The organism is Streptomyces sp. NPDC001700, from assembly GCF_053596435.1.
Window position 1 is genome coordinate 1 of sequence record NZ_JBSFGE010000003.1, and the last position, 25,427, is coordinate 25,427.

At 71.3% G+C, this 25,427-nt stretch carries 22 protein-coding genes; 5 read left to right on the forward strand and 17 right to left on the reverse strand.

Annotated elements, in window-relative coordinates; translation table 11 throughout:
- Together ACWC5C_RS05665 and ACWC5C_RS05670 are read right to left on the reverse strand one after the other, a co-directional pair.
- On the reverse strand, positions 1 to 473 hold a 473-nt coding region (locus ACWC5C_RS05665; protein WP_450874022.1), incomplete at its 3' end, for an ABC transporter ATP-binding protein.
- Positions 474 to 499: 26 nt separating this feature from the next.
- On the reverse strand, positions 500 to 1,165 hold the full coding sequence (locus ACWC5C_RS05670) for a DUF4097 family beta strand repeat-containing protein (protein WP_450874024.1): 666 nt from the start codon (positions 1,163 to 1,165) through the stop codon (positions 500 to 502).
- 233 nt (positions 1,166 to 1,398) lie between these two features.
- On the opposite strand from ACWC5C_RS05670, the gene ACWC5C_RS05675 reads away from it, so the two are divergent.
- Entirely contained in the window at positions 1,399 to 2,154 is a 756-nt protein-coding gene (locus tag ACWC5C_RS05675) for a helix-turn-helix domain-containing protein (protein ID WP_450874026.1), read from the forward strand.
- 14 nt (positions 2,155 to 2,168) lie between these two features.
- Here the strand turns inward: ACWC5C_RS05675 and ACWC5C_RS05680 are convergent, their stop codons facing one another.
- The 3 genes from ACWC5C_RS05680 to ACWC5C_RS05690 all read right to left on the reverse strand — a co-directional run bounded on the left by ACWC5C_RS05680 (position 2,169) and on the right by ACWC5C_RS05690 (position 6,519).
- On the reverse strand, positions 2,169 to 3,797 hold the full coding sequence (locus ACWC5C_RS05680; protein ID WP_450874028.1) for an MDR family MFS transporter: 1,629 nt from the start codon (positions 3,795 to 3,797) through the stop codon (positions 2,169 to 2,171).
- A 57-nt stretch (positions 3,798 to 3,854) separates the two neighbouring features.
- Entirely contained in the window at positions 3,855 to 5,075 is a 1,221-nt protein-coding gene (locus ACWC5C_RS05685; RefSeq protein ID WP_450874030.1) for a glycosyltransferase, read from the reverse strand.
- A gap of 112 nt (positions 5,076 to 5,187) precedes the next feature.
- Positions 5,188 to 6,519 carry a UDP-glucose dehydrogenase family protein gene (locus ACWC5C_RS05690; RefSeq protein ID WP_450874032.1) on the reverse strand — a complete coding sequence of 444 codons (1,332 nt, stop codon included), beginning with the start codon at positions 6,517 to 6,519 and terminating at the stop codon, positions 5,188 to 5,190.
- Between the two features lie 171 nt (positions 6,520 to 6,690).
- Between ACWC5C_RS05690 and ACWC5C_RS05695 the strand changes: the two genes are divergently transcribed.
- Entirely contained in the window at positions 6,691 to 7,359 is a 669-nt protein-coding gene (locus ACWC5C_RS05695; RefSeq protein WP_450874034.1) for a TetR/AcrR family transcriptional regulator, read from the forward strand.
- Here ACWC5C_RS05695 and ACWC5C_RS05700 read toward each other — a convergent pair.
- Positions 7,316 to 8,299 (reverse strand): LysR family transcriptional regulator, encoded by a 984-nt coding sequence (locus ACWC5C_RS05700; RefSeq protein ID WP_450874691.1) that lies wholly within the window; start codon positions 8,297 to 8,299, stop codon positions 7,316 to 7,318. The genes ACWC5C_RS05695 and ACWC5C_RS05700 overlap by 44 nt on opposite strands.
- Before the next feature lie 63 nt (positions 8,300 to 8,362).
- Here ACWC5C_RS05700 and ACWC5C_RS05705 point away from each other — a divergent pair, with 63 nt between their 5' ends.
- On the forward strand, positions 8,363 to 9,655 hold the full coding sequence (locus ACWC5C_RS05705) for an MFS transporter (RefSeq protein WP_450874036.1): 1,293 nt from the start codon (positions 8,363 to 8,365) through the stop codon (positions 9,653 to 9,655).
- A gap of 215 nt (positions 9,656 to 9,870) precedes the next feature.
- A complete protein-coding gene (locus ACWC5C_RS05710; protein WP_450874038.1) occupies positions 9,871 to 10,560 on the forward strand; it encodes a PepSY domain-containing protein in 690 nt (229 codons plus the stop codon).
- Between the two features lie 134 nt (positions 10,561 to 10,694).
- On the opposite strand, the gene ACWC5C_RS05715 is transcribed toward ACWC5C_RS05710, so the two are convergent.
- The 4 genes from ACWC5C_RS05715 to ACWC5C_RS05730 all read right to left on the reverse strand — a co-directional run bounded on the left by ACWC5C_RS05715 (position 10,695) and on the right by ACWC5C_RS05730 (position 16,245).
- The gene (locus tag ACWC5C_RS05715; RefSeq protein ID WP_450874040.1) at positions 10,695 to 11,258 is read right to left on the reverse strand and encodes a GNAT family N-acetyltransferase; all 564 of its coding nucleotides are present in this window, start codon (positions 11,256 to 11,258) and stop codon (positions 10,695 to 10,697) included.
- Between the two features lie 215 nt (positions 11,259 to 11,473).
- Positions 11,474 to 13,363 carry an ATP-binding cassette domain-containing protein gene (locus ACWC5C_RS05720; protein WP_450874042.1) on the reverse strand — a complete coding sequence of 630 codons (1,890 nt, stop codon included), beginning with the start codon at positions 13,361 to 13,363 and terminating at the stop codon, positions 11,474 to 11,476.
- Positions 13,364 to 13,645: 282 nt separating this feature from the next.
- Positions 13,646 to 14,851, reverse strand: coding sequence for an FAD-dependent monooxygenase (locus ACWC5C_RS05725; protein ID WP_450874044.1), 1,206 nt, complete (start codon positions 14,849 to 14,851; stop codon positions 13,646 to 13,648).
- On the reverse strand, positions 14,848 to 16,245 hold the full coding sequence (locus ACWC5C_RS05730; protein ID WP_450874046.1) for an MFS transporter: 1,398 nt from the start codon (positions 16,243 to 16,245) through the stop codon (positions 14,848 to 14,850). The genes ACWC5C_RS05725 and ACWC5C_RS05730 overlap by 4 nt, the downstream gene beginning before the upstream one ends.
- Positions 16,246 to 16,313: 68 nt before the next feature.
- On the opposite strand from ACWC5C_RS05730, the gene ACWC5C_RS05735 reads away from it, so the two are divergent.
- Positions 16,314 to 16,961, forward strand: coding sequence for a TetR/AcrR family transcriptional regulator (locus tag ACWC5C_RS05735; protein WP_450874048.1), 648 nt, complete (start codon positions 16,314 to 16,316; stop codon positions 16,959 to 16,961).
- A gap of 8 nt (positions 16,962 to 16,969) precedes the next feature.
- On the opposite strand, the gene ACWC5C_RS05740 is transcribed toward ACWC5C_RS05735, so the two are convergent.
- The 7 genes from ACWC5C_RS05740 to ACWC5C_RS05770 form a co-directional block, all read right to left on the reverse strand.
- The gene (locus ACWC5C_RS05740) at positions 16,970 to 17,611 is read right to left on the reverse strand and encodes a LysE family translocator (protein ID WP_450874050.1); all 642 of its coding nucleotides are present in this window, start codon (positions 17,609 to 17,611) and stop codon (positions 16,970 to 16,972) included.
- Between the two features lie 42 nt (positions 17,612 to 17,653).
- Positions 17,654 to 19,279 carry an ATP-binding cassette domain-containing protein gene (locus ACWC5C_RS05745; RefSeq protein WP_450874052.1) on the reverse strand — a complete coding sequence of 542 codons (1,626 nt, stop codon included), beginning with the start codon at positions 19,277 to 19,279 and terminating at the stop codon, positions 17,654 to 17,656.
- Positions 19,280 to 19,512: 233 nt separating this feature from the next.
- Positions 19,513 to 20,790, reverse strand: a complete 1,278-nt coding sequence (locus tag ACWC5C_RS05750) for a thymidine phosphorylase (RefSeq protein WP_450874054.1) — start codon at positions 20,788 to 20,790, stop codon at positions 19,513 to 19,515.
- Positions 20,791 to 20,848: 58 nt separating this feature from the next.
- Positions 20,849 to 21,268: a cytidine deaminase gene (locus tag ACWC5C_RS05755; RefSeq protein WP_450874055.1), complete on the reverse strand. Its 420-nt coding sequence runs from the start codon at positions 21,266 to 21,268 to the stop codon at positions 20,849 to 20,851.
- On the reverse strand, positions 21,265 to 22,560 hold the full coding sequence (locus ACWC5C_RS05760) for an ABC transporter permease (protein WP_450874057.1): 1,296 nt from the start codon (positions 22,558 to 22,560) through the stop codon (positions 21,265 to 21,267). Before ACWC5C_RS05760 ends, ACWC5C_RS05755 begins: the two co-directional genes overlap by 4 nt.
- A complete protein-coding gene (locus ACWC5C_RS05765; RefSeq protein ID WP_450874059.1) occupies positions 22,557 to 23,687 on the reverse strand; it encodes an ABC transporter permease in 1,131 nt (376 codons plus the stop codon). Before ACWC5C_RS05765 ends, ACWC5C_RS05760 begins: the two co-directional genes overlap by 4 nt.
- Positions 23,684 to 25,327 carry an ABC transporter ATP-binding protein gene (locus tag ACWC5C_RS05770; protein ID WP_450874692.1) on the reverse strand — a complete coding sequence of 548 codons (1,644 nt, stop codon included), beginning with the start codon at positions 25,325 to 25,327 and terminating at the stop codon, positions 23,684 to 23,686. The genes ACWC5C_RS05765 and ACWC5C_RS05770 overlap by 4 nt, the downstream gene beginning before the upstream one ends.
- Positions 25,328 to 25,427: the final 100 nt, after the last annotated feature.

Genomic DNA, 25,427 nt, shown 5'->3' on the forward strand with positions numbered 1-25,427 from the left:
ATGATGCGGGGGTTGCCGACCAGGGTCATGGCGATGTCGAGGCGGCGTTTCATGCCGCCGGAGTAGGTGGCGGCGGGCTTGGATCCGGCCTCGACCAGGTCGAAGCGCTCCAGGAGTTCTGCGGTGACCCGGCGTCCCTCGCGCTGGGAGAGGTGGTGGAGGTCGGCCATGAGGAGCATGTTCTCCTCGCCGGTGATCAGGCCGTCGACGGCGGAGAACTGCCCGGTGACGCCGATCGCGGCGCGGACCGCCTGCGGGTTGGTGGCCAGGTCATGGCCGCCGACCCGCAGATCACCGGCGTCGGCGCTGACGAGAGTGGAGAGGATCTTGACGGCGGTGGTCTTGCCCGCGCCGTTCGGGCCGAGCAGGGAGAAGATCGTTCCCTCGGGGACGGCCAGGTCGATGCCGTCGAGGACCCTCTTCTCGCCGTAGGACTTGCGCAGCCCGTTCGCCGCGATGGCCAAGCTGGTCATGATGGACGCTCCTCGGAGGCTGCGGGTCAGAGGCTGCGGGCGGTGATGTCGCCGTAGGCGGTGGTCGCGTGGATGGTCAGGTCGGTGGCGCCTCCGGGGTTCCCCAGGGCGTTGTGGATCCGGCCGTACGAGGTGCCCGCGTCCAGCGAGGCGGAGACGCCACGGGCGGCGGCGACCGAGATCTCGCCGTGCTCGGTGCGCAGCGTGACCGTGCCGCGTATGGCCTCCTCGATCCGGATGTCGCCCTTTCCGGCGTTGATCTCCGCGGGGCCGCACAGGCGGGCCACCGAGACATCACCGGCGAGGACGGAGAGGCGGGCGCTCGCGGCCTCGTCCAGCTTCACCGAGCCGTGGGCGCTTTCGAGGGCGACGTCACCGAGCCGTCCGACGCCCCGGAGTTCGGCGCTGGCCGCCTTCGCCTCGACCCGGGAATCGGCGGGCAGTTGGACCGTCACCTCGATGGCTCCGGAGGGACCGAGGTACTGGTTCTTCGCGGTGGCCTCGATGCGCAGGACGCCGTCGCTGTATCTGACGTCGGTCTGCTCCGCCACCTTCACATCGCGGCTCTTCGAGGCGTCGGCGGGCAGCACCTCGACCGTGGTGTCGGCCCGGTCGGCGGCGATGAACCGGACGTGGCCCGCGGGGATTCCGAGGACGACGGAGATCGGGGTGGGGGTGTCGAAGGTGTGCATCGTGCCCTCCTGGGCTTCGTTGTTCCCGCTGTTTCCGAACAATGGAAAAGCTACGTTGCTTTCCATTATCCGGCAACAACTTCGTTGCATCGAAACAGCATCACCGCAGCTAGATATGAGGATTTCGTTGCAACAGCTCTGAATTCAACGCAACGAAAGATCATCAGTGTGTTGCAATGGATGGGACGGGGTCGCTACTCTGGGACGCGTCACACAGCACAGAGGAGGCCGCGGTGCCCGGAGGCAGACTCACCCAGCAGGAACGCCAGCAGATCTCGCTGGGGCTGGCCGACGGAATCGCCTACGCGGAGATCGCCAGGCGTCTCGATCGTCCGACCTCGACCATCACGCGCGAGGTGATGCGCAACGGCGGCCCCACCGCCTACCGCGCCGACCTGGCCCACCGCGCCACCGAGCGCCGCGCGGCCCGCCGCAAGCAGGCCGCGCCCCGGGATCCGAAGGCCCTCCCGCAGGCCCACGGGCGCGACGCCGAGGCCGTGCGCGAGTACGAGGAGGCGTTCACGACCGTCCTCATGCACACGGGCCTGCCCAAGATGACGTCCCGGGTGCTGGCCTGCCTGTACATCACCGACACGGGCAGCCTCACCGCGTCCGACCTCGCCCAGCGCCTCCAGGTCAGCCCGGCGTCCATCTCCAAGGCGATCACGTTCCTGGAGAGCCAGGGCCTCGTCCGCCGGGAGCGCGACGACCGCCGCCGCGAGCGCTACGTCGTGGACGACGACATCTGGTACCAGACGATCATGGCCAGCGCCCGGGCCAACGCCCCGCTGGTCGAGGTCGCGCGGCAGGGCGTCGGCATCCTCGGTCCCGACACCCCGGCCGCCCACCGCCTCGAAAGCATGGCCCGCTTTGTCGACTTCGTCAGCGAGACCATGGTCCGCGCCGCGCAGCAGGGCCGGGAAGTCCTCCACACCAAACCCAAACCGCCCTCGGACGGCGATGCCGAACCGAGGGCGGATCAGGGATAGACGTACGGGCCTGCCTACTCGTCCGAGAGCGTGAGGTCCGGTACGCGCCAGGCGGCGATCAGGAACGCCAGCAGCAGCACGGCGGCGCCGGTGAGGAACACGATCTGCAGGGAGCTGACGTAGCCCTCCAGGAACGGCTTGGCGACGCGCGGGTCGAGGGTGTGGAGGAAGGCGGAGTCCTCCAGGTTGACCTTGCCGCCGGGGCCCACGGCCGCCTTCAACGCCTCCGCGTTCGCGGGCTGTTCGGCGAGTTCGCGGTACGAGGGCTGCTGGAGCGCCTCGGTGAAGCGGTCGCCGATCCTCGGGCCCGCGAACGAGAAGAGGATGGAGACGAAGGCGGCGGCGCCGACCGTGCCGCCGTTGGAGCGGAAGAAGTTCACCCCGGCGGTCGCGGCGCCCATGTCCTTCCGGGGCACCTCGCTCTGGGCGAGGGTGGTCAGCGTCTGCATCGCCGCGCCGAGCCCCGCGCCCATGAACACCATCCCGAGGGAGATGTGCCACAGCGGGCTGTCCACGCCCAGTGTCGCGTAGACGACCATGGCGGCGGCGAACGAGCCGATGCCCGTGACCAGGTAGACCTTGAACCGCCCGGTCTTGGAGATCAGACGGCCGACCACGAGCGTGACCGTCAGGTTCGCCGCGACGGTGGGCAGCGTGGCGAGACCGGCCCCGATCGGGCTCATGCCCTTCACCAGCTGCAGATACAGCGGCAGCGTCGTCATCGCGCCGAACATGCCGATGCCGACGATGAAGTGCAGCGTCGTGCCGAGCCGGAAGGATGTGATACGGAACATCCGCGGCGGCAGCAGCGCCGCGTCCCCCATCCGCCGCTCGACCAGCACGAACGCGGCCAGGCCCAGCACCCCGATCACGTACATGGCCAGCGACAGCGGCGCACCCCAGCCCCAGCTGCGGCCCTGCTCGGCCACCGTGAGCAGCGGGACCAGACCGACGGCGAGCGCCGCCGCGCCGCCGTAGTCCAGGCGGTGCCGGACCGGGCGGTGCGGGACCAGGTGCAGCACCCGCAGGATCACGGTGACGGCCAGGATCGCCAGCGGCACGTTGATCAGGAAGATCCAGCGCCAGCCGTCGATCCCCAGCAGGGTCTCCCGGCCCGCCAGCGCCCCGCCGACCAGCGGGCCGACGATGCTGGAGCCGCCGAAGACCGCCATGAAGTAGCCCTGGTAGCGGCCGCGTTCCCGGGGTGAGGTGATGTCGGCGACGATCGTCATGGCGAGCGACATCAGCCCGCCGCCGCCCAGGCCCTGGAGCGCCCGGAACGCCGCCAGCTCGTACATCGAGGTGGCGATTCCGCACAGCAGCGAGCCGAGGGTGAACAGCCCGATCGCCCACAGATAGACCGGGCGGCGGCCGTGGATGTCGGAGAGCTTGCCGTACAGCGGTGTCGCGATGGTCGCGGTGATCAGGTAGGCCGTGGTCACCCAGGCCTGGGCGGTGAGGCCGTGGAGGTCGTCCGCGATGGTGCGCAGCGCGGACGACACCACGGTCCCGTCGAGCGCCCCCAGGAACATCCCGAGCACCAGACCCGACATGACGGTCGTGATCTGGCGGTGGGTGAGCCGTACGGGCGGGCCGTCCGCGTCGGGGGCCGGGCCCCGCTCGGTCGTGTCTGAGGTGGTCACGAGGAGGTCCGTCTCTTCCCGGGGGTCGCGTCGTACCGTTCAGCGTGCAGGACGGGTTTATGCGGCGAGCTTCTCCAGATCGCCCACCGCGGTCTCGATGCCCGGCGTGGCCAGCATCGCCAGCCGTGCCGCGCGGGCGCGGGCGGTGATGGAGTCGTCGGCGAGGACCTCCCGGCAGACGGCGGCGATGCCCTCGGGGGTGGTGTCGGTGACGTGCCGTCCGATACCCAGCTCCTCGACCCGGCGCGCGTTGGAGTGCTGGTCGCCGAACTGCGGCAGGACGGCCAGCGGGGTGGCGGTGCGCAGCGATTCACGGATGCTGTTGAAGCCGCCGTGGGTGAGGAAGACGTCGACGGACTCCAGGAGGATCGGCTGCGGCAGCCGCTCGGTGACGTGGACGTGCGGCGGGAGTCCTTCGGTGTCCAGGGGGACGCCCGAGGTGGTGAGGACGACGGTGCAGTCGTCCAGCCGCGACACGGCGTCGGCGATGGTGCGCAGCGTGGCCGTGGGGTCCGGGAAGCCGGGCGGAAGCTCCGGTCCTCCTTCGGCGGCGCCCATCATCTCCAGCATCTTCGGCATCGCGGTGCCGATGGCGGCGTACACCAGGGGCCGGTCGGTGGGGAGTTCGGCGACCCAGCGCGGGAGGACGGAGGCCCGCTCGACGTCCACGGTCTGCCGGTACGAGAACGTCGGCGGCAGGTTCCGGGCGAAGGTCAGCTCCGGCGGTACGCAGTCGACGCGCCCGTGCGGGGCGATGGACAGCGGGTCGTCGTGGGTGGGCAGCCCGACCTCTTCGCGGGTGGCGTTGAGGTACGGCAGCACATCGGCCGGGTCGACGATGTTCACGGCGCCGGAGGGGGTGGGCAGATGGGGTATGCCCAGCCGCTCGGCGATCAGGCAGGCGCCCATATCCATGCCGTCGCGCAGGATGAGGTCGGGCTGGAACTCCTTCGCGGTCGGGAAGACGCTCTCCAGGGAGATCTTCGCCCCGCCCCCGGCCATCCCGCGGAACATGAGCTTCCCCATCGCGGTGTGGAGCGCGGCCGTGTCGTCCGTGGGCAGCTTGGCCAGGTCGGCGGCGTGCTCCTCCATCCGGGCGCGGGGGTCGAGGTCGGGCATGATGGTGCTCACGCGGACGTCATCGTCCTGGAAGACCGATGCGAGGGTGGGGTTGGTGACCACCAGCACCTCGTGTCCGGCCGCGGCGAGCGCGCGGAGCAGGGGCAGCTGGGCGCGCCCGTGGGAGGCGCTGCCGGTTGTGGTGCACAGGACCCGCATGGGGTGAACCTTTCTGTCGGTCGGTTCGGTTGGGTAGCCGGGCTGCGTCGCGTACGGCTCGGCGACGGGCTGCGTCGCGTACGGCTCGGCGACGGGCTGCGTCGCGTACGGCTCAGCCCTGGGACGCCAGGGCGGGCGTGCGGCCGACGCCGTGCCACCGCAGCCCGGCCCGCTCCAGCCGGTCCGGGTCGAGGAGGTTGCGGAAGTCGTGGACGGTGGGTGTGGCGAGCCGCCCCGCGATGGCCTCCCAGTCGAGGTCCCGCAGCTGCGGCCACTCGGTGAGGACGACGCACGCGTCCGCACCGGCCGCCGCGTCCAGCGGGTCGTCCACGAGGGTGAGCAGATCGCTCAGGTCGGGGCGGGTGGTGCCCTGCAACGCCGGGTCGTAGGCGAGGAGTTCGGCGCCGCGCTCCTTGAGGAGCCGGGCGATCGCCAGGGCCGGTGAGTCGCGCAGGTCGGAGGTGCCCGCCTTGAAGGTCAGGCCGAGCAGGGCGAGCCGTACGCCGTGCAGCGAGCCGTCACCGGTGCCGCGATCGGCGACGATGCGCTCGACCAGCCGGTGCTGGTGCTCGACGTTGGTCTCGATGGTGGCCCGCAGCAGCGGGAAGTCGACCCCGGCCTGCTGGCAGATCGTCAGCAGGGCGTGGGTGTCCTTGGGCAGGCAGGAGCCGCCCCAGCCGGGGCCGGGCCGCAGGAACGCGGGGCCGATGCGGGGGTCGTGGCCGATGCCGTCGGTGACGTCGCCGATGTCGGCGCCGAAGTGCTCGCAGAGGGTGGCCAGGTTGTTGGCGAAGGACAGCTTCATGGCCAGGAAGAAGTTGGCCGCGTACTTGGCGAGTTCGGCGCTGGCGGCGTCGGTCAGCACGACGGGCGCGTCCAGCGTGCCGTACAGGTCGGCCACGCGCTGACCGGCCTCCCGGTCCGCGGCGCCGATCACGATGCGGTCCGGGTGGAGGAAGTCGTGGACGGCCCGGCCCTCGCGGAGGAATTCCGGATTGCTCACCACCGTCACGTCCGGGCGGCCGAGCAGCTCCGCGACGCGCTCCGCCGTACCGACGGGCACGGTGGACTTGTTGACCACCACGCTGTCCTGCGGCAGGACGGTACGGATCTCCCCGGCCACGGTCTCGACGGCGGCCAGGTCGGCCGCGCCACCGGCGCCCATGGGCGTCGGCAGGCAGAGGAACACGACGTCGGCGTCGGCCACGGCGGCCGCGGTGTCCTGGGTGAACTCCAGGTGGCCGGTGGCCACGGTGTCCCGGACGAGGTCCGGCAGATCGGGTTCGAGGATGTCGACCTCCGCCCGCCGCAGCCGCTGGACCTTCTGGGAGTCGGCGTCCGCGCACACCACGTGGTGGCCGAGGGACGCCAGACAGGCGCCGGTGGTCAGTCCGACATAGCCGGTTCCGATGACGGCTACGTGTCGACCCGATACATCAGACACAGATGATCTCCCAACCCATAAGTCATCGATCGTTGACTTATCGATCATCGTGCAGGTGTGTTCGGTGGAAAGTCAACAAGCGCTGACAACGATCGGTGACTTTGAGACAGTCGGCAGAGCCAGGAGGATGGGCGACCGGCGAACGGCCGTATCTGCGCGAGGAGCTATCGGGTGAACGAACCGAAGAACGACCGGACTTGCGGGGCATCCGCCACGCCCGACTGCCCGCCCGCGCGCAAGCGCAGCGCCGAGCGGACGCGCACCGCCCTGATGTCCGCCGCCGCCTTCCGTTTCGGCCGGTACGGCTACGACGGCACCAGCGTGCGCGACATCGCCGGGGACGTCGGAGTGGACGCGGCGCTGGTCTACCGGTACTTCGGCTCAAAGGAGGCGCTGTTCGAGCGGGTGTCGAGCAACTCCAAGGTGTTCGAGCCGCTGCTCGACGTCCCCCTGCACTGCGTCGCGGACTGGTTCAGCGCCCTGATCGCCGGGGAGCCCAAGGACGCCGACTTCCCCCACCCCGTGCTCACCGTGCTCCGCTCCTCCAGCCGCGACGAGGCCATCGGGCGGCTGCGCGAGGAGATGACCGACATGTTCACCCGGCGGTTCGCCGCCCGGCTGGAGGGTCCGCACGCCGAGGTGCGGGCCGAACTGCTGGTGGCGTGGGTGCTCGGCACCAGCCTGATGCGCGGCACGATCCAGACGCCCGCGCTGGCCTCGGCGGAGAACCAGGACGTCTTCGAGCAGTTCCTGCGGGCCGGGGTCGACGTCCTGATCAGCCCGGAGGCCTCGGACCTCAGTCGAGAAGCTGACCGCGGCGGCTCAGCAGAAACCGCTTGAAGGCGGCCACCGGAGGCGTGTCGGGGTGGCCGTCCAACCAGGCCACGCCGATCTCACGGACCGCGCGCGGCGCCGTGACCGTCAGCTCCACGACCCCCGGGCGGGGCACCGCGGGCGGCGGCAGCAGCGCCACGCCGAGCCCCGCCGCGACCAGACCGCGCAGCGTCTCCGCCTCCTCCCCCTCGAACGCGATCTTCGGCGTGAAGCCCGCCTCCGCGCACAGCGCGTCGGTGATCCGGCGCAGCCCGTATCCCGGTTCGAGGGTGACGAACAGCTCAGCCGACGCCTCGGCGAGCCGCACCCGGCGGCGTCCGGCCAGCCGGTGGTCGTACGGCACCACCAGCCGCAGCCGCTGCTCGTCCAGGCGGCGGGCGACCAGGTCGGGGGCGTCGGGGACGGGCGAGGTCAGACAGAGGTCGAGGCCGCCCTCGCGCATCCGCTCGATCATCGCCTGGCCGTAGTTCTGGACGAGCTGGAAGCGGACCCGGGGGTGGTCGACGCGGAAGCCGCGGATCAGGCCGGGTACGGTCTCCGAGCCGAGCGTGTGCAGAAAGCCGAACGCGATGCGGCCCGCCGCCGGGTCCGCGTCGGCGCGTACGGATTCGGCGGCCCGGTCCACCTCGGCCAGCGCCCGTTCCACCGAGCGCAGGAACGTGCGCCCCGCCGGGGTGAGCGCCACCGTACGGCCACGGCGGGCGAACAGCGCCACGCCCAGGTCCTCCTCCAGCCGCACCATCGCCCGGCTGAGCGTCGACTGGGGCACGCCCAACTCCTGGGCGGCACGGGTGACATGCTCATGCCGGGCGACGGCGGCGAACTGGGCGAGGCGGGGCGTCAGGGCGATCGCCCATGACTCATGCTCGGCCTCGACTGTCACCGGAATGTCGTTTTCGTTGCGGATGCGTGACATAAAGGGCCCTGACCTTTGCTCATGCAGCAGTGGATCGATTATCGCGATTCCGTGCATTGGACGCATCAAACCCCGCGTACGTACCTTCGAACCATGCCTCCCGCTGATACCGGGGCGTCCACCCACAGCCGCGTGGACGCCTCCGCACCGCCTGTCTCTTCTGCCCCCGAGCGCATGGCCCCCGGCCGCCCCGGCTACGTCCGGATGAGACTCGCGCTCTTCACGGCCGGACTCGCCACCTTCGCCCTGCTCTATTCGACGCAGGCGCTGCTCCCCGCGATCTCCGACGATCTGCACGTCCAGGCCGACCAGGCCAGCTGGAGCGTTTCGGCGGCCACCCTGGCGCTGGCGCTGGCGGTCGTCCCGCTGAGCGCCCTGTCCGAACGGTTCGGCCGCCGCACGATGATGACCGTCTCGCTGACGGTCGCGGTCGCGGTCGCGCTGGTGGTGCCGTACGCCCCCGACCTGGGCTGGCTGATCGCGCTGCGCGCGGTCCAGGGCGCGGCGATCGCCGGAATCCCGGCCTCCGCGATGGCGTACCTCTCCGAGGAGGTCGAACCGCGGGCCCTGGTCGGCGCGATCGGGCTCTTCGTGGCGGGCAACAGCGTCGGCGGCATGAGCGGCCGTCTCATCACCGGCTGGGTCGCCGACGGCTACGGCTGGCGGATGGGGCTCGCGGCGGTCGGCGCCATGTCGCTGATCTGCGGCATCGCCTTCCGGCTGCTGATCCCCAAGGCCCGGAACTTCTCCCCGGCCGCGGTCAGCCCGCGGGCGCTGGCCCGCACCGTTTCCCGGCACCTGTCCGACCCGCTGCTGTGCCGCCTGTACGCCATCGGCGCGCTCTTCATGACCGTCTTCGGCGGCGTGTACACGGTGATCGGCTACCGGCTGGTGGACGAGCCCTTCGGGCTCTCGCAGAGCATGATCGGCTCGATCTTCCTGATCTACCTGGTGGGCACGGTCTCCTCCGCCGCCACCGGCAAGCTGGTCGGCCGCCTCGGCCGCCGTGGCGCCCTGTACATCGCGGTCTCCATGACCGCCGCCGGGCTCCTGCTGAGCCTCGCCGACTCGCTGGTGTCCGTCCTGCTCGGGCTGGTCCTGATCACCGCGGGCTTCTTCGCGGGCCACGCCGCCGCCTCCTCGGCGGTCAGCCGCACCGCGAAGACGGGCCGCGCGCAGGCCGCCGCGCTCTACCAGACCGCGTACTACACCGGCAGCAGCGCGGGCGGCACGCTCGGCGCGATCGCCTTCCACTCGGGCGGCTGGACCGGCACCGTCGCCCTCGGCCTGCTGGCCGTCGCCGGTGCCACGGCCATCACCCTGTACGGGACACGGAAGGCGAAGGCGGAGGCCCGGGCGATGTCCCCCGCCCCGGCCCACGCCTGACACTCCGTCCCGGCCCTCAGCCCGAAGGGGCCGCACCCGCCACTGTCCGGCGGGTGCGGCCCCTTCGCCTTTCCAGCCCCCTCAACCTGAAGAAGGCTTCAGGACTTCAGGCTGGCTTCAGGTTCGATTCGGCAACGTAGTGGGTGTTCGAAAGGGCGCGAGAGAGCCCCACCGACGAAACGCACCACACGCAACGAACCGGAGGAACCGTCACCATGAAGGCCACCGCCAAGCGCACCCTCACCCCCCGCGCCATCGTCCTCGGCACGGCCGCCGCCATCGCCCTCATCGGCGGCACGGGCGCGGCGACCGCCTTCGCCGACGACGACGGCGGCCCGGCCCCCAAGTCCTCCGTCCAGCTCACCCAGAACGAGCGCCACCTCGACGACACCGCCCAGGACCGCACCCAGGTCAAGGCCGACAAGCTCAGCTACGACCAGGCCACCACCGCGGCCCTGAAGGCCGTCCCCGGCACCGCCACCTCCGCCGAACTCGACACCGACGACCGCAACGGCTCCCTCACCTGGGAGGTCGACATCTTCGGCAAGGACCACAAGAACCACGACGTCACCATCGACGCGGGCAACGGCAAGGTCCTGAACCAGCACACCGACCGCGACGACGACGCCGCCGAAGACGCCCGCGAGACCCAGGCCCTCATCAAGGCCGACACCACCGGCTACCACAAGGCCACCACCACAGCCCTCAAGGCCGTCCCCGGCACCATCACCTCCTACGGCCTCGACGACACCGACCGCGCCAACTCCGCCGTCTACGAGCTGGACATCCTCGGCAAGGACCACAAGAGCCACGAGGTCACCGTCGACGCCACCAACGGCAAGGTCCTGAACCAGCACATCGACCAGGACGACGACCAGAACGACACCGACGGCGACGACGACTGACCCACCGCGCCCGACACCCCCTGATCCCGAAGGGGCCGCCCCGCCACTGTCCGGCGGGACGGCCCCTTCGCCAGTTCAGGTTCAACGGTGCCGCTGTGTCCGCCACGGGCCGCGTAGCGACGAACCCCCCTACCTCAGCTGGTCCTGGGTGCCCGGCTTCTCCACTCGCGTTCGAGCATCGCGTGGACGATGGAGTCACGCCACTTCCCACTCTTCTCGATGTGCTCGCGGATGCGGCCCTCCTCGACCATGCCAGCCTTCTGCATCGTCCGTGCCGACGCCTCGTTGAGAGGCGAGCGGGCACCCCAGACCCTGTGAAGGTTCAGGTCCTCGAAGCCGTGGCCGAGAAGGAGTTCGACGGTCTCGACGCCGTAGCCCACGCCCCAAGCGGTGGGGCGCAACGCGAAGCCGAAGGTGGCTGCACGCTGCTGGTGAGGGTCCATGGCCAGGCGGCCGGAGCCGATCAGCTCGTTGCTGTCCCGCTCCACGATCGCGACCGCGTACTCGGTCCGTGGGGTAGCCGTTGCCGATGCGATCGATCGTGTGACGATCTGCTCCACTTGTGTACGAGAGCGTGGTTCAAAGCTCAGATGTTTCGTCGCCTCTGAACTTCCGTAGATCGCAAGGACGGCATCGACGTCGCCGGCGATGAGCTCGCGGAGCTCCAGGCGCTGGCTGCGACGGTTGACCGGGTACATGCCGGAGGACTCTACCTGCGGCCACCGCCCGGCGTGTGGAGATCAGCGTGCGGGGCGGACGGGCCGCCAGGGAGACCGGAGGCCTTGGAGCGTGCCGGGCTCGCCCGGCGGACAAGCTCCGGCACAACGCGTACCGGCGCATGCGCGTCAAGGAGCGGGCGCGCTCGTGATCTTCGTGAGCGCGCCCGCATGGTCGTTCCGGCCTCGCTGCTGGTCTAGCGGTCCTTGGCCAGGGCTACCAACTCGGCGAAGAGGCCGTTCGCTTGGGCGAGGTCTTCGTAGTGGCCCTGTTCGATGATGCGGCCGTTTCGCATGACGATGACGCGGTCCGCGAGGCGGGTGTTCTCCAGTTGGTGGGTCACCACGATCGTCATGCGTTCGGCGGCGATGCGTTTGACCTCCAGGAAGATCTGGTGCTCGCCGCGCGGGTCCATTTGGGAGGTCGGTTCGTCCAGGATCAGCAGGGGGGTGCGGCGGTAGAGGGCGCGGGCGCAGGCCAGGCGTTGCCATTGGCCGCCGGAGAGTTCGGCGCCGCCGAAGAGTTCGCGGGCGAGGAGGGTGTCGAGCTGGCGGGGGAGTTTTTCGAGGGGCTCGCGCATGCCGACGGCGTCGACGGCCGCCCAGACCGGGGCGTCGTCGAAGGTGCGCGGCTGGCCGAGGGTGATGTTCTCGCGGGCGCGCAGGGGCCAGCAGGCGAAGTTCTGGGGGACGAGGGCGGTGCGTGTCCAGACCGCGTCGGCGTCGGCGTCGGCCAGGTCGGTGTCGTCCCAGCGGATCCGGCCCTTGTCGGGGAGGAGGATGCCGGTGATGAGCTTGGCGAGGGTGGACTTGCCGGAGCCGTTCTCGCCGACGATGGCGAGGATCTCGCCGCGCCGGAGGGTGAGGGAGACGCCGTCGACCGCGGGGTCGGCCTTGCCCGGGTACTGGTAGACGACGTCGTCGAGGCGGATCTCGTCCACCCGGTCCGGGATGGTCGACGCACCGCGCCGTGGGGCGCGGTCGGCCGCCATGTCGAGGAACGACCGCATGTCGGCGAGGTAGAGCGAGGTGTGGAACATCGCGGCGCCGTGGATGACGAGTTGGGACAGGGCGGCGAGCGCGGCCTGGACGGCGACGACCGCGGTGGCCGCGACGGGCAGGGCGACCCGGCCGGTGGTGGCCAGCCAGGCGAGGGCGGCCCAGGTGCCGAGGAGGAACAGGCCGCCGAGGGCAGAGGTCGCGAGGACGATGCGGAGCATGCGGGGCGCGGCGGTCAGGGTGCGCTGGTCGATGCGCTCGGACAGGGCCCGATACCAGTAGACGAGGTAGCCGGTCATGCCGTTGGCGCGCACCTCGTCGCCGTACCGGGAGTACGTGGCCCACCAGCGCATCATGCCGCGCACGTTGCGGTCGCCGACGTTGGCATAGTGGGTCTCGTAGTCGACGCGGGCGGACAGTACGGCGCCCAGCCCGGCGGGCAGCACGGCGAGCAGGAGCAGCGGGAGCATCAGCCAGTGGAGGACGGTGATGACGCCACCCGCGGCGACCATGCGGACCAGGGCGGCCATGAAGCGCTGGGCGTCCTGGACCATCAGCCGGGTGCGGGTGACGCCGACCTCGGCGGCCTCCTGGCGGTCGGTGAACCCCGGCTCCCCGTACGCGGAGGCCTCGACGCGGCAGACGGCGGACACGAGGGCGGTGTCCGCCTCGGACATCAGGAGCGGGGTGATCCGCCCGTCGGCGTACGCGGACAGAGCACTGCTGATTCGGCCAGCCCCGGCGGCCACGGTGAGGACGACGAGCGCGGGCAGCGCGGCGTGCAGGCGTTCGGAGACGGTGCCCGCGCCGAGGATGTGGGTCATGGCGCGCGCGGTGGAGCCGAGCACGCAGGCGGCCGCGGCGCCGGTGAGGAGCTGGCAGACCAGGAGCAGCACGACCGCCGAGCGGTCGACGGCCCAGGCCATGCGCGCGGTCTTCTTCAGCACCGAGGGGAGCCGCGAGCACATCGTGGCGAAACTCGCCTCTGCCAGCGGGTTCTTGCCGTGCTCCCCCTCGAAGCTGATGACGGCGGGCGGTGGAGGGGGTGGTGCTGCGGAGCGTTCGGTCGAGGTGTCGGTCACGGTCACCTGGAGCCCTCCTCGGGGTCGCCGCCGCACCTGGGTGGTCCGGCGATGCCAGGCTCAACGACGCGGAGGGCCAATCGAACGCGCGCGATTCCGGACGAAGCGGGGGCCCGGGAATGCGGGGGCATCGAACGCGTGGTCGCGTACCGCAAGGCTTCCGGCGCGGCCGGGGGTGGCCGAAACGCCGGTGGCTGTGACGTGAGGGGCGCATGAGGTTTCACCGGGCGCGCGGGAACGGCGGAAGGCCGGGCCGACGCGGATTCCGTCGGCCCGGCCTCCCCCGGCTCACCCCACCGGCATGAAGTGGGGCAGGGTGAGGGCCGAATGGGCCGGTCGGCCCTCGGCGGGGGGCATGGCGATGGCGCTGAGATTGCGCAGCATGGTGTCGCGCTGCTCCAGGGCCCGGGCGGTGGTCGGGAAGAGGGTGGCGTCGCCCTCGCCGACCTGGTCCTGGTTCAGGGTCACGAACGCGCGCGTGGTGTCTTCGTACGCGGCGAACCCCTCGGCGTGGTCCCGGCCGGCCAGGGAACCGGCGAGCATGTACGCGCCGACGAGCGCGAGGCTGGAGCCCTGTCCGGTGAGGAACGAGGGCGCGTACGCGGCGTCGCCCACCAGCGCGACCCTGCCGCTGGACCAGCTGGGCATGCGGATCTGGCTTACCGTGTCGAAGAACAGGTCGTCCGCGTCGCGCAGGGCGGCGAGCATGCCGGGGACCTCCCATCCGGCGTCGGCGAAGACGGAGGCGACCAGGTCCCGTTGGGCTTCCGGGTTCCGGAACGCGTCGTACGGCGGCTCCGGGTGGGCGAAGTTCAGGAAGGCGTGCACATCGTCGCTGTCCCCCACCGCGTAGAGCGCCGCCGCCCTGCCCGGGGTGTTCCACATCATCAGCTCATCGCAGAGCCCGAAGGTGTTGCGCATGGTGAATCCGGCGAAGCAGTAGCCGAGATACCGGTGGAACCGCTCCTCGGGGCCGAACAGGAACTCACGGGTGCGGGAGTGCAGCCCGTCCGCGCCGAAGACCAGGTCGTACGTACGACTGCCGCCCGAGCGGAAGGTGACGTCGACCCCGTGGCCGGACTGGTCGAGGGTGGCGATGGAGTCGTCGAACACGAACTCCACGTCGTCACGGACCGCCGCGTAGAGGGCGCTGGTCAGATCACCGCGCCGGACCTCCAGGTCCCGTCCCGCGACACCGCCGGTGAGGGTGTGGGGGTTGACCGAGGCCACCTCGCCGCCGTCCCCGTCGAGGAAGGTCAACCGGCGCAGGTCGATGTGGGCGTCCCGCAGCCCGGGCAGGATTCCCATCCTCCGGACGACGTCGAGTGCGGATCCGCGCACGTCGATGGGGTAGCCACCGCCACGCAGCGCGCCCGCCTTCTCCACGACCGTGACCTCGAATCCGTAGCGGTTCAGCCAGTACGCGAGGGCGGGCCCCGCGACGCTGGCCCCGGATATCAGGACCGTGCGTCTCAACAGATCGGTGCGGGTCATTCCTTGACTCCCTTGTTCATGGTGCGAGTGACGAGCAGGGACAGCGCCGTGACGACGGCGGCTATGACGAAGCCGGTGACGAAGGCCGATTCGGCCGGGACATCCGACCCGGCAGGGGTCGCGGCGGTGAGGAGCGCCCCGCTGACCTGCGCCCCCACGGCGAAGCCGAGCACGCGCGTCACCAGGACCAGGCTGGTGGCGATGCCGGTGTCACCTTGATCGACGGAGGTGGCGGTGCCGGTCACCATCGCCGTCACGCACAGGCCGTTGGCCAGCGCGATGAACATCTTGCCGAGGACGAGGTGCCAGATCTCGGTGTGCACGGCCGCCAGGGCGAGCAGGGCGGCGGCCATCATGACGACCCCGGCGGTGACCACGGCGCGCGAGCCGAAGCGCCGCGCCCCGATCCCGCCGAGCGGCCCGGCCAGCGACGCGGCCACCGCGCCGGGCAGCAGGATGAAGCCGATCGCGGTGGCGCTGGCCCCGAATCCGTACGCGTCGGAGTCCACCGCGAGCAGCTGCGGGACGAGATAGACCCCGAACGAGGTCCCGACGCAGATCACGAACGTCAGCACGCACGACTTCCACACCGCGGGCCGGGCCAGCATGGTCAGGTCGACCATCGGCGAGGCCGCGCGGCGCTCGACGGCGATCCATCCGGTCACGAAGGCGGCCAGCAGCACGACGAGGGCGCCGAGTATGAGCGGCTGCGAGCCGAGTTCGGGCGCCGCCGCGAGCACGAGCATGAGCGTGATCAGCGTCCCGCTCAGGAGGAACAGACCGGGCCAGTCGACCCCGGTGTCGCCCGAGCGGCCGGGCGGGTCGTGCGGCATCTGCCGGTTCACCAGCAGGGTGGACCCGATGACCGCGATCGTCGGCAGTGCGAACATCCAGTGCCGGGAGAGCTGTTCCGCCACCGGCCCGGCGGCCAGCGTTCCCGCCATCCCGCCGCCCACGAACATCCCGCTGACCACCCCGATGGCCACCTTCGACTCGCCCTCGGGGAGGTGTTTGCGCACCACGATGAACGAGAGGGGCAGCGCGCCCACCATCGCCCCCTGCAGGACCTGGCCGAGCAGCAGCACCGGCAGGTTCGGCGCCAGGGAGGACACCAGGCCACCGGCCGACACCACGGCCATCAGCCGGATCAGGACCCGTTTTCCGCCGTAACGGTCGCCTAATTTGCCCGCGACCGGCGTGATGAGCGCGCCGGTGATGAGCAACATGATGCTGAGCAGCGCCCCTTCGGCGGGGCTCATGTCCAGTTCGCGCTGCAGGAGCGGGAGCGTCGGCGTCACCACCGACTCCAGGGCGCCGGTGGCGACGGCCAGCGCGCCGAGGGCTCCGACAGCGGCCCTGCCGATGTGGACCGGGGGAGCGAGAGTTGCGGTCATGGACGTCCTTCCGTCGTTGCCGAATTACTACACTACACCGTGCAGTGTAGAACGGTTAGGATGTGCCCATGCCGACCACGAAGACGCCCACCACGAAGACCCTGCGCGAGGGGTCCACGCGCAAGCGGGCCGCCATCCTCACGGCGGCCCGGGAACTGTTCCTCGCCGACGGCTTCGACCGGTCCAGCGTCGACGCGGTCGCCGCCCGGGCGGAGGTGTCCAAGCGGACGGTCTACGACTACTTCGGCGACAAGCAGACGCTGCTGCGAGCGGTGGTCGACTCCGTCGGCGAGTCACTGATCACGACGATCCGGCGCACCCTGGACGACACCCTCACCGGCCTCACCGAGGCCGCCGAGCTGGAGGACGCCCTGGTCACGTTCTCGATGCGCATCGCGACCGACATGCTCGGCTCGGCGGAGTACGCGACGCTGCAACGGCTGGTCCGGGCCGAATCCGGCCATCTGCCGCACCGGGGCTACAACTCCATGGCCGACACCCCCGACGAGGCCCTGGCCGAGCGGTTCGCCGCCCTCGCCTCGGCCGGTCTGCTCGACGTGCCCGACCCCCGGCTCGCGGCCGACCAGTTCATCGCGCTGACCTTCGGCGTCGCGCTGGACAGGCTCGGTTCCGCGAACGCCACGGAGGACACCCGCGTCCGGCCCCTCGTCGTGGAGGGCGTACGGACCTTCCTCCGCGCCTACCGCACCGCCTAGAGCCGCGATCAGTCCTTGCGGCCCGTCGCCGCCACCGTGACGCCGAGGCCGATCATCGTCAGACCACCGGCCCCGCCGACCAGCGCGAGGCGCTGCGGGGAGCGGGTGAACCAGCCCCGGGCGGTGGCGGCGGCCAGGCCCCAGACGCTGTCGGAGGCGAGGGCGATGGCGTTGAAGACCAGGCCGAGCAGCAGCATCTGAAGCGCCACATGGCCCTGGTCGCGGTCCACGAACTGCGGGAGGACCGCAGCGAAGAAGATGATGGTCTTGGGGTTCGCCACACCGACCGCGAACCCTTCGCCCAGGGTGCGCAGGCGGCCGTGGGCGGTGGGGCCGTCGCCAGTGAAGGCGGCGGGGAGGGAGTGGCGCCCGCGTATGGCCTTCACACCCAGGAACACCAGGTACGCCGCGCCCGCCAGCTTGAGCGCCGTGAAGACGACCACCGAGCGCTCCACGACGGTCCCGACCCCGAGCGCCACGGCCACGACGAGGGTGTACGCGCCCAGGGTGTTGCCGAGGACCGTGGTGAGGGCGGCACGGCGGCCCTGGGCCAGCGCGCGTCCGATCACGAACAGCACGCTGGGGCCGGGGACGACGATCAGCAGGAACGACATGGCCGCGAAGGCCAGCAGACGGTCGGTGGGCGGCATACGGGCCAGCGTAGTGACCGGACACCGCTGCTGCCCATCGCTTTAGCTCGGTGTGAGGTGCAGACGCGGCCACGGCGCCAGGTCGGTCAGGAGTTGGCGGTCGTGGGTGGCGACGATGACGGCCGCCGGGGTGTCGAGCAGGGCGGTGGTCAGCTCGTCGACCAGCACGGACGAGAGGTGGTTGGTGGGCTCGTCGAAGATGATCAGGTGAGGGCGGACGGCCAGGCGCAGGGCCAGGTCGAGGCGGCGCTGCTGGCCCAGGGACATGCGCGCCACCGAGGTACGCATCGCCTCGCGGTCCAGCAGCCCCGTCGCACCCAGCGGTACGAGGTCGCGCTCGCTCACCTCGCCGTGGACGACCAGCCGCCCCGCATGCTGGTCGTACACCTGCCGGGCCGTGAACTCCCCCGGCCAGGACGGGACTTCCTGCGCGACCATCGCCACCCGCGCACCGGCGAGGTGGCGCACCGTGCCGTTCGTCGGGGTGAGGGCGTCGGCGAGGACGGACAACAAAGTGGACTTTCCGGTGCCGTTCTCGCCGGTGATGAGCAGCCGGTCCCCGCCGTCGACATCGAGGGTGACGGGGTGGGCGAGCCGCCCGGCGACCGTCACGTCCTCGGCGCGGACCAGCGCCGCGCCGGTACGGGTGGCCAGGTCGGGCCAGCGCAGGGACAGCGGCGGCTGGGGCACGGTGATGCGGTGCGCCTCCAGCGCCTCCCGCTCGCGGTTGAGGGCCTGCACCACGCCCGGCGCCCGGGACTGGCGCTGGTGCTTGCCGGTGCCCTTCGCGGGGCGCCACCCGGTGCTGAGCCGGTCGCGGGCCTGGTCGACGGCGACGGTCAGGCGGCGGTGTTCCGCCTGCTGCTCCTCGTAGTCCTGGATCCACCGCTCGCGGTCGCGGCGGCGGCCGTCCTGCCACGCCTCGTAGCCACCGGCGTACAGGCGCGGGCGCCCGTCCTGGCTGGGGTCCAGGTCCAGGAACTCCCGCGCGACGTCGCGCAGCAGCGCGCGGTCGTGGCTGACCAGGGCCACTCCCCCGCCGTGGCCGCGCAGCCGGTCGGTGAGGAAGGCCAGGCCGTCGGCGTCGAGGTGGTTGCTCGGCTCGTCGAGCAACAGGATGTCCTGCCAGGCGCCCAGCAGGCAGGCCAGCCGCACCCGGTAACGCTGGCCCACCGACAGGGTGGACAGCTCACGGGTCCGGTCGGTGCACGCGTGCAGGGCCTCCAGGGCCATGTCGACGCGCCGGTCGGCGTCCCAGGCGTCCAGCCGGGTGGCGGCCTCCAGCGCCTCGGCGTACCGGTCGTCGGCGCCCTCCACCTCCTCGGCCAGGTCGGCGGCGGCCAGGTCCAGGGCGTGCAGGGCCGCGTGGGCGGCCCGGAGCGCGTCGGCGGTCAGCGTGCCGACGGTCTCGCCGGAGCGGGAGTGCAGGGCCTGGCGCGCGAGACCGAAGGTGCCCGCCCGGTGCACGGAGCCGCTGTCGGGCGCGAGGAGACCGGCCAGCACATGCAGCAGCGTGGTCTTGCCACGGCCGTTCTCGCCGACGATGGCCAGCCGGGAGCGGGCGGAGACAGTGAGGGAAACGGACCGGAGGATCTGCCGCGCGCCACGCGTGACGGTGATGTCATCGGCGCGCAGCTGGGCGTTCTGGGACAGGCTCGAAGAGCCCACAGAAATGGGGGAAGACACAGGGTGCTCCGCAGCTCGGAATGGAGCCGGGCAGCAGAAAAGAGGCCGCCCGGCGGAAGGCCGGAACGGCGGGCAGGGAGAAGGCTCGGTGCGCCGCCGTCAGCGGCGGGTGCGGGGCCTCATGAACCACATGCCTGTGTACATGGTTGCGACGATACGGCGAGGGCGCGGCGCGAACAAACCAATTTCGCGCCGCGCCCTCCCCGTTGAAAGTGTCAGGCGATGCGCTCCAGGACGATCGGCTGCGCGCTGAACTCGGTGTCCGCCGGGGCGTAATCGGTGGCGCCGTCCAGCGCCTCGAGCGCGTACGGATACGTCCCGGGGGTGTCCGTGTGGAGGGTCAGCAGGGGCTGCCCGGCGGTGACCCGGTCGCCCGGCTTGGCGTGGATCTCGATGCCCGCGCCCGCCTGCACGGGGTCCTCCTTGCGGGCGCGCCCGGCGCCCAGCCGCCAGGCGGCGACGCCCACCGCGTACGCGTCGAGGCGGGTGAGGACACCGCTCGACTCCGCCGTGACGACGTGCTGTTCGCGGGCCACCGGCAGCGCCGCGCCGGGGTCGCCGCCCTGGGCGGTGATCATGCGCCGCCATACGTCCATGGCGGTGCCGTCGGCCAGCGCCTTCGCGGGGTCGGCGGCCGTCAGACCGGCCGCGTCGAGCATCTCGCGGGCCAGGGCGAGGGTGAGTTCGACGACGTCGGCGGGGCCGCCGCCCGCCAGCACCTCGACGGATTCGCGGACTTCGAGCGCGTTGCCCGCGGTCAGCCCGAGCGGGGTGGACATGTCGGTGAGCAGGGCGGTGGTGCGGACGCCGTGGTCGGTGCCGAGGCCGACCATGGTGGCGGCCAGTTCGCGGGCGGCGTCGATGTCCTTCATGAAGGCGCCGGAGCCCGCCTTGACGTCCAGGACCAGGGAGCCGGTGCCCTCGGCGATCTTCTTCGACATGATCGAGGAGGCGATGAGCGGGATCGACTCGACCGTGCCGGTGACGTCGCGCAGCGCGTAGAGCTTCTTGTCGGCGGGCGCGAGGCCGTCGCCCGCCGCGCAGATGACGGAGCCCGCGTCGCGCAGCACGCCGAGCATCTCGTCGTTCGAGAGCGAGGCCCGCCAGCCGGGGATGGACTCCAGCTTGTCGAGGGTGCCGCCGGTGTGGCCGAGGCCCCGGCCGGAGAGCTGCGGTACGGCCGCGCCGCAGGCGGCGACCAGGGGCGCCAGCGGGAGGGTGATCTTGTCGCCGACGCCGCCCGTGGAGTGCTTGTCGGCGGTCGGGCGGGGCAGCGAGGAGAAGTCCATCCGCTCACCGGAGGCGATCATCGCGGCGGTCCAGCGGGCGATCTCCGCGCGGTCCATGCCGTTCAGGAAGATGGCCATCGCGAGGGCGGACATCTGCTCGTGGGCGACCTCGCCGCGCGTATAGGCGTCGATGATCCAGTCGATCTGGGCGTCGCTCAGGCGGCCGCCGTCGCGCTTGGCTCGGATGACGGAGATGGCGTCCATGTGCGCGTCCATATGCGGAGGGGCCTTTCGTACAGACGTAACAAGGGCTCAGACGGGTTCACGGCGCGCTGATACGGGCCAGGTCGGCCGGGCCGAACGCGTCCGGGAGGAGTTCGGCGAGCGGCCGGATGCCGGACGCCGTGTCCACCCGCAGCTCGGGGCCGCCGTGCTCCCACAGCAGCTGGCGGCAGCGGCCGCACGGCATCAGCACGGCGCCGTCGCGGTCGCAGCAGGTGAAGGCGGTGAGGCGGCCGCCGCCGGTGGCGAAGAGGGCGGAGATCAGACCGCATTCGGCGCACAGTGCGACGCCGTACGCCGCGTTCTCCACGTTGCAGCCGCTGACCGTGCGGCCGTCGTCGACGAGGGCGGCGGCGCCCACGGGGAAGCGGGAGTAGGGGGCGTAGGCCCGGGACATCGCGTCCCGGGCCGCCGTGCGCAGCGACTCCCAGTCGGGAGCCGCCGCGGCAGGTGGTGTCATGTGCCCTGTCCCTTCCGGTAGGGCTTGTTGTTGGCCTTGGGCATCCGCAGCCGCTGCGCCGCGAGCCCCATGACCAGCAGGGTGACGATGTACGGGGTCGCCGGGACCAGGTCGTTGGCCACGGTCTCCGTCAGGGCGTACCACAGGACCAGCAGCACGGCGGCGCCGCCGCACACCGCGCCCGCGACGTACTTCTTACGGGAGAGCCGCCAGGCCGCCAGGAGGGCGAGTCCGAGGGCCACCAGGAGGAGCAGCGCGTGGACGGTGGCGCCGCCGTTGCGCAGCTGGAGGGCGTCGGAGTAGCCGAAGAGGCCCGCGCCCATGGCGAGGCCGCCGGGCCGCCAGTTGCCGAAGAGCATGGCGGCGAGGCCGATGTAGCCCCGGCCGCCGGTCTGGCCCTCGTTGTAGATGTGGGAGCGGACGAGGGCGAGGAAGACGCCGCCGAGGCCGGCGAGGCCGCCGGAGATGACCACGGCCGCGTACTTGTAGAGGTAGACGTTGACGCCGAGGGATTCGGCGGCGGTGGGGTTCTCGCCGCAGGACCGCAGCCGCAGCCCGAACGAGGTCTTCCACAGGATGAGGAAGGTGCCCGCGAAGAGCAGGATCGAGACGATGGTCAGCGCGGAGATGTCGGTGACCAGGCCGCCGAGCAGGCCCGCGAGGTCGGAGACCAGGAACCAGTGGTGGTTCTCGACGGTGGCCAGCCCGTCGGACAGGCCCGGCACGGTGAACGTCTGGATGTCGTCGACCTGCGGGGACTGCTTGGGGCTGCCGCCGATGTCGGACAGCGGCTCGAACCAGCGCTTGGCGAGGTAGGTGGTGGCGCCGAGCGCGAGGATGTTGATCGCGACACCGGAGATGATGTGGTCCACGCCGAAGGTGACGGTGGCGATCGCGTGCACCAGACCGCCGACCGCGCCGCCGAGGACCCCGGCGAGGACGCCCACCCAGGGGTTGGTCTGGTAGCCCGCCCAGGCGCCGAAGAAGGTGCCGAGGATCATCATGCCTTCGAGGCCGATGTTGACGACGCCCGCCCGCTCGGCCCACAGCCCGCCGAGCCCGGCGAGCCCGATGGGCACGGCCATGGAGAGGGCGGCGCCGATCTGGCCGGAGGAAGTGATGTTCTCGAACGCGGACTCCTGGCCGCCACCGGCCAGCGCGCGCAGCACGGACAGCGCGACCAGCGTCCCGGCGATGATCAGCAGCACCGTGGCGACGGACATCCGGGAGCCCCGCTTGGGCGTCTTCCCGGGTGTGGTGCTCTCCTTGGTGACGGTAGCCGTGGCGCTCATACCGCCACCTCCTTCTTGTCCTTGTCGCTGTCGCTCTTACGCGCCTGGGCGGCGAGTTCCGCGCCGACCCGCTGCTGCTGGCGCTTGAGGCCGTAGCGGCGCACCAGTTCGTACGCGATGACGACGCACAGGACGATCACGCCCTGCATGACGCCGACGATCTCCTTGTCGTAGCCCTCGAACTCCAGCCGGTTGGCGCCGCGTTCCAGGAAGCCCCACAGCACCGCGGCGAGCGCGATGCCGACCGGGTTGTTGCGGCCGAGCAGCGCGATGGCGATGCCGGTGAAGCCGATGCCCTGCGGGAAGTCGGCGGTGAACTGGTGGGTGTCGTTGAGCAGGGTCGGCATGCCGATGAGTCCGGCCATCGCGCCGGAGAGCAGCATGCTGGTGAGCACCATGCGCTTGACGTCCACGCCGCTGGCCTGGGCGGCGGACTCGGAGCGGCCCACCGCGCGCAGGTCGAAGCCGAAGCGGGTGCGGCCGAGGAGGAACCAGAAACCGGCCCCGGCGAGCGCGGCGACGACGATGAAGCCCCAGATGGGGTCGAGGTCGCCACCGGCCGGGATGGTGAAGAAGTGGCTGGAGGAGGGCAGCGGCTCGGTCGCCACGATGTTGGTCTGCTTGTCCAGGGTGGCCAGGCGGCCGTCGACCAGCAGATAGCTGATGAGGATGGAGGAGAGGGAGTTCAGCATGATGGTGCTGATCACCTCGCTGACCCCCCGGTAGACCTTGAGGAGCCCCGCGATGGACGCCCACATCGCGCCGACCAGCATGGCGACGAGGATGATCAGCGGGATCTGCACCAGGCCCGGCAGCTCCAGCGCCCCGCCGACGACGGCGGCGAAGAAGGCGCCGAGCCGGTACTGGCCGTCGACGCCGATGTTGAACAGGTTCATCCGGAAGCCGATGGCCACCGCGAGACCCGCCAGGTAGTACGTCGTCGCCTTGTTGAGGATGTAGACCTGGCTGTCCGCCTTGACGCCGTAGTCGAACATGATGCCGAAGGCGTTGAACGGCGCCTTGCCGGTGGCGGCCAGCACCAGGGCGGTCAGCAGGAACGCGGCGACGAGCGCGAGCAGCGGGGCCGCGACCGCGAGGAGCACCCGCTCCTTGTCGAACTTCTTCATCGGTCCTCTCCCCCGGTCGTGACCTCGGCGGCGGCCTCAGCGGCGGCGTCCTCGGCAGCGTCCTCGGCGGGGCTTTCCAGGTGGCCGGAGGCCGCGCCGGTCATGGCCGAGCCCAGCTCCTCCGGGGTGATCGTGGCGGGGTCGGCGTCGGCGACCAACCGGCCCCGGTACATGACCCGCAGGGTGTCGGACAGGCCGATCAGCTCGTCCAGGTCGGCGGAGATCAGCAGCACGGCCAGGCCCTCGCGGCGCGCGGTGCGGATCTGGTCCCAGATCTGCGCCTGCGCGCCGACGTCCACGCCGCGCGTCGGATGCGCGGCGATGAGCAGCTTGGGGTGGTGGCTCATCTCGCGGCCGACGATCAGCTTCTGCTGGTTGCCGCCGGACAGCGAGGCCGCGGTGACCTCGATGCCGGGGGTACGGACGTCGTACGCGGCGACGATGCGCTCGGTGTCACGGCGGGCGGCGGCCGGGTTGAGCAGGCCGCCCTTGCTGTTGGGCGCCTCGGTGACATGGCCGAGGACGCGGTTCTCCCACAGCGGGGCCTCCAGCAGCAGGCCGTGCCGGTGGCGGTCCTCGGGGATGTAGCCGATGCCGTCCTCGCGCCGCTTGCGGGTGGGGGCGTGGGAGATGTCGGCGCCGTCGAGGGTGACGGTGCCCGCGTCGGGGTCGCGCATCCCCATGATGGCCTCGACCAGTTCGGCCTGGCCGTTGCCCTCGACCCCGGCGATGCCGAGGACTTCGCCCTTGTGGATGGTGAAGCCGATGTCGTCCAGGACGGCCCGCTCGACGCCGTCCACGTCGGTGGCGGTGAGCCGCACCCCGTCCAGCCGCAGCATCTCGGTGTCGGTGACGGTGGATTCGCGGGTCTCCGGCGAGGGCAGTTCGCTGCCGACCATCAGCTCGGCGAGCCGCCGCGGATCGGTCTCGGAGGGGACGACGGAGGCCACCGTCGTACCGCGCCGGATGACGGTGATGTCGTCGGCCACGGAGAGGACTTCGCCCAGCTTGTGGGAGATGAACAGGACGGTCAGGCCCTCGGCCTTGAGGTCGCGGAGGTTGGCGAAGAGCGCGTCGACCTCCTGCGGGACGAGGACCGCGGTGGGCTCGTCGAGGATGAGGGTGCGGGCGCCCCGGTAGAGGACCTTGAGGATCTCCACGCGCTGGCGGTCCGCGACGCCGAGGTCCTCGACCATGACGTCCGGGCGGACGCCGAGGCCGTAGGCGTCGGAGATCTCCTTGATACGGGCGCGCGCCTTGCCGCCGATGCCGTGCAGCTTCTCCGCGCCGAGGACGACGTTCTCCAGCACGGTGAAGTTGTCGGCGAGCATGAAGTGCTGGTGCACCATGCCCACGCCACGGGATATGGCGTCCGCCGGGGAGTGCAGTTCTACGGGTGCGCCGTCGAGGGCGATGGTGCCCTCGTCGGGGCGCTGCATCCCGTAGAGGATCTTCATCAGGGTGGACTTGCCCGCGCCGTTCTCGCCCACGAGGGCGTGCACGGTGCCGCGTCGCACGGTGATGTCGATGTCGTGGTTGGCGACGACTCCGGGGAACCGCTTGGTGATTCCGCGGAGTTGGACGGCAACGTCTCCGACGTCACCGGCGGGGGCGCCCTTGGGCGGGCTGGCGGCTGTGATGGCGCACTCCTGAGGGGCGAGAGCGTGTAGTAAAGGGGCGCGCCCAAGGGCACGCCCCCTCAGGTCCGTCGGCGACCGGCTCGTCGGCGACGAGGCCGGT

What these genes read in the sequence shown, in the direction of transcription:
- ACWC5C_RS05715 (WP_450874040.1), bottom strand. Translation starts at nt 11,258, where the DNA reads ATGTACCCGGTCAACCGTCGCAGCCAGCGCCTGGAGCTCCGCGAGCTC.
- ACWC5C_RS05740 (WP_450874050.1), bottom strand. Translation starts at nt 17,611, where the DNA reads ATGCCGCCCACCGACCGTCTGCTGGCCTTCGCGGCCATGTCGTTCCTG.
- ACWC5C_RS05755 (WP_450874055.1), bottom strand. Translation starts at nt 21,268, where the DNA reads ATGACACCACCTGCCGCGGCGGCTCCCGACTGGGAGTCGCTGCGCACG.
- ACWC5C_RS05765 (WP_450874059.1), bottom strand. Translation starts at nt 23,687, where the DNA reads ATGAAGAAGTTCGACAAGGAGCGGGTGCTCCTCGCGGTCGCGGCCCCG.
- ACWC5C_RS05730 (WP_450874046.1), bottom strand. Translation starts at nt 16,245, where the DNA reads ATGACCGCAACTCTCGCTCCCCCGGTCCACATCGGCAGGGCCGCTGTC.
- ACWC5C_RS05735 (WP_450874048.1), top strand. Translation starts at nt 16,314, where the DNA reads ATGCCGACCACGAAGACGCCCACCACGAAGACCCTGCGCGAGGGGTCC.
- ACWC5C_RS05670 (WP_450874024.1), bottom strand. Translation starts at nt 1,165, where the DNA reads ATGCACACCTTCGACACCCCCACCCCGATCTCCGTCGTCCTCGGAATC.
- ACWC5C_RS05705 (WP_450874036.1), top strand. Translation starts at nt 8,363, where the DNA reads ATGCCTCCCGCTGATACCGGGGCGTCCACCCACAGCCGCGTGGACGCC.
- ACWC5C_RS05750 (WP_450874054.1), bottom strand. Translation starts at nt 20,790, where the DNA reads ATGGACGCCATCTCCGTCATCCGAGCCAAGCGCGACGGCGGCCGCCTG.
- ACWC5C_RS05760 (WP_450874057.1), bottom strand. Translation starts at nt 22,560, where the DNA reads ATGAGCGCCACGGCTACCGTCACCAAGGAGAGCACCACACCCGGGAAG.
- ACWC5C_RS05685 (WP_450874030.1), bottom strand. Translation starts at nt 5,075, where the DNA reads ATGCGGGTCCTGTGCACCACAACCGGCAGCGCCTCCCACGGGCGCGCC.
- ACWC5C_RS05710 (WP_450874038.1), top strand. Translation starts at nt 9,871, where the DNA reads ATGAAGGCCACCGCCAAGCGCACCCTCACCCCCCGCGCCATCGTCCTC.
- ACWC5C_RS05725 (WP_450874044.1), bottom strand. Translation starts at nt 14,851, where the DNA reads ATGACCCGCACCGATCTGTTGAGACGCACGGTCCTGATATCCGGGGCC.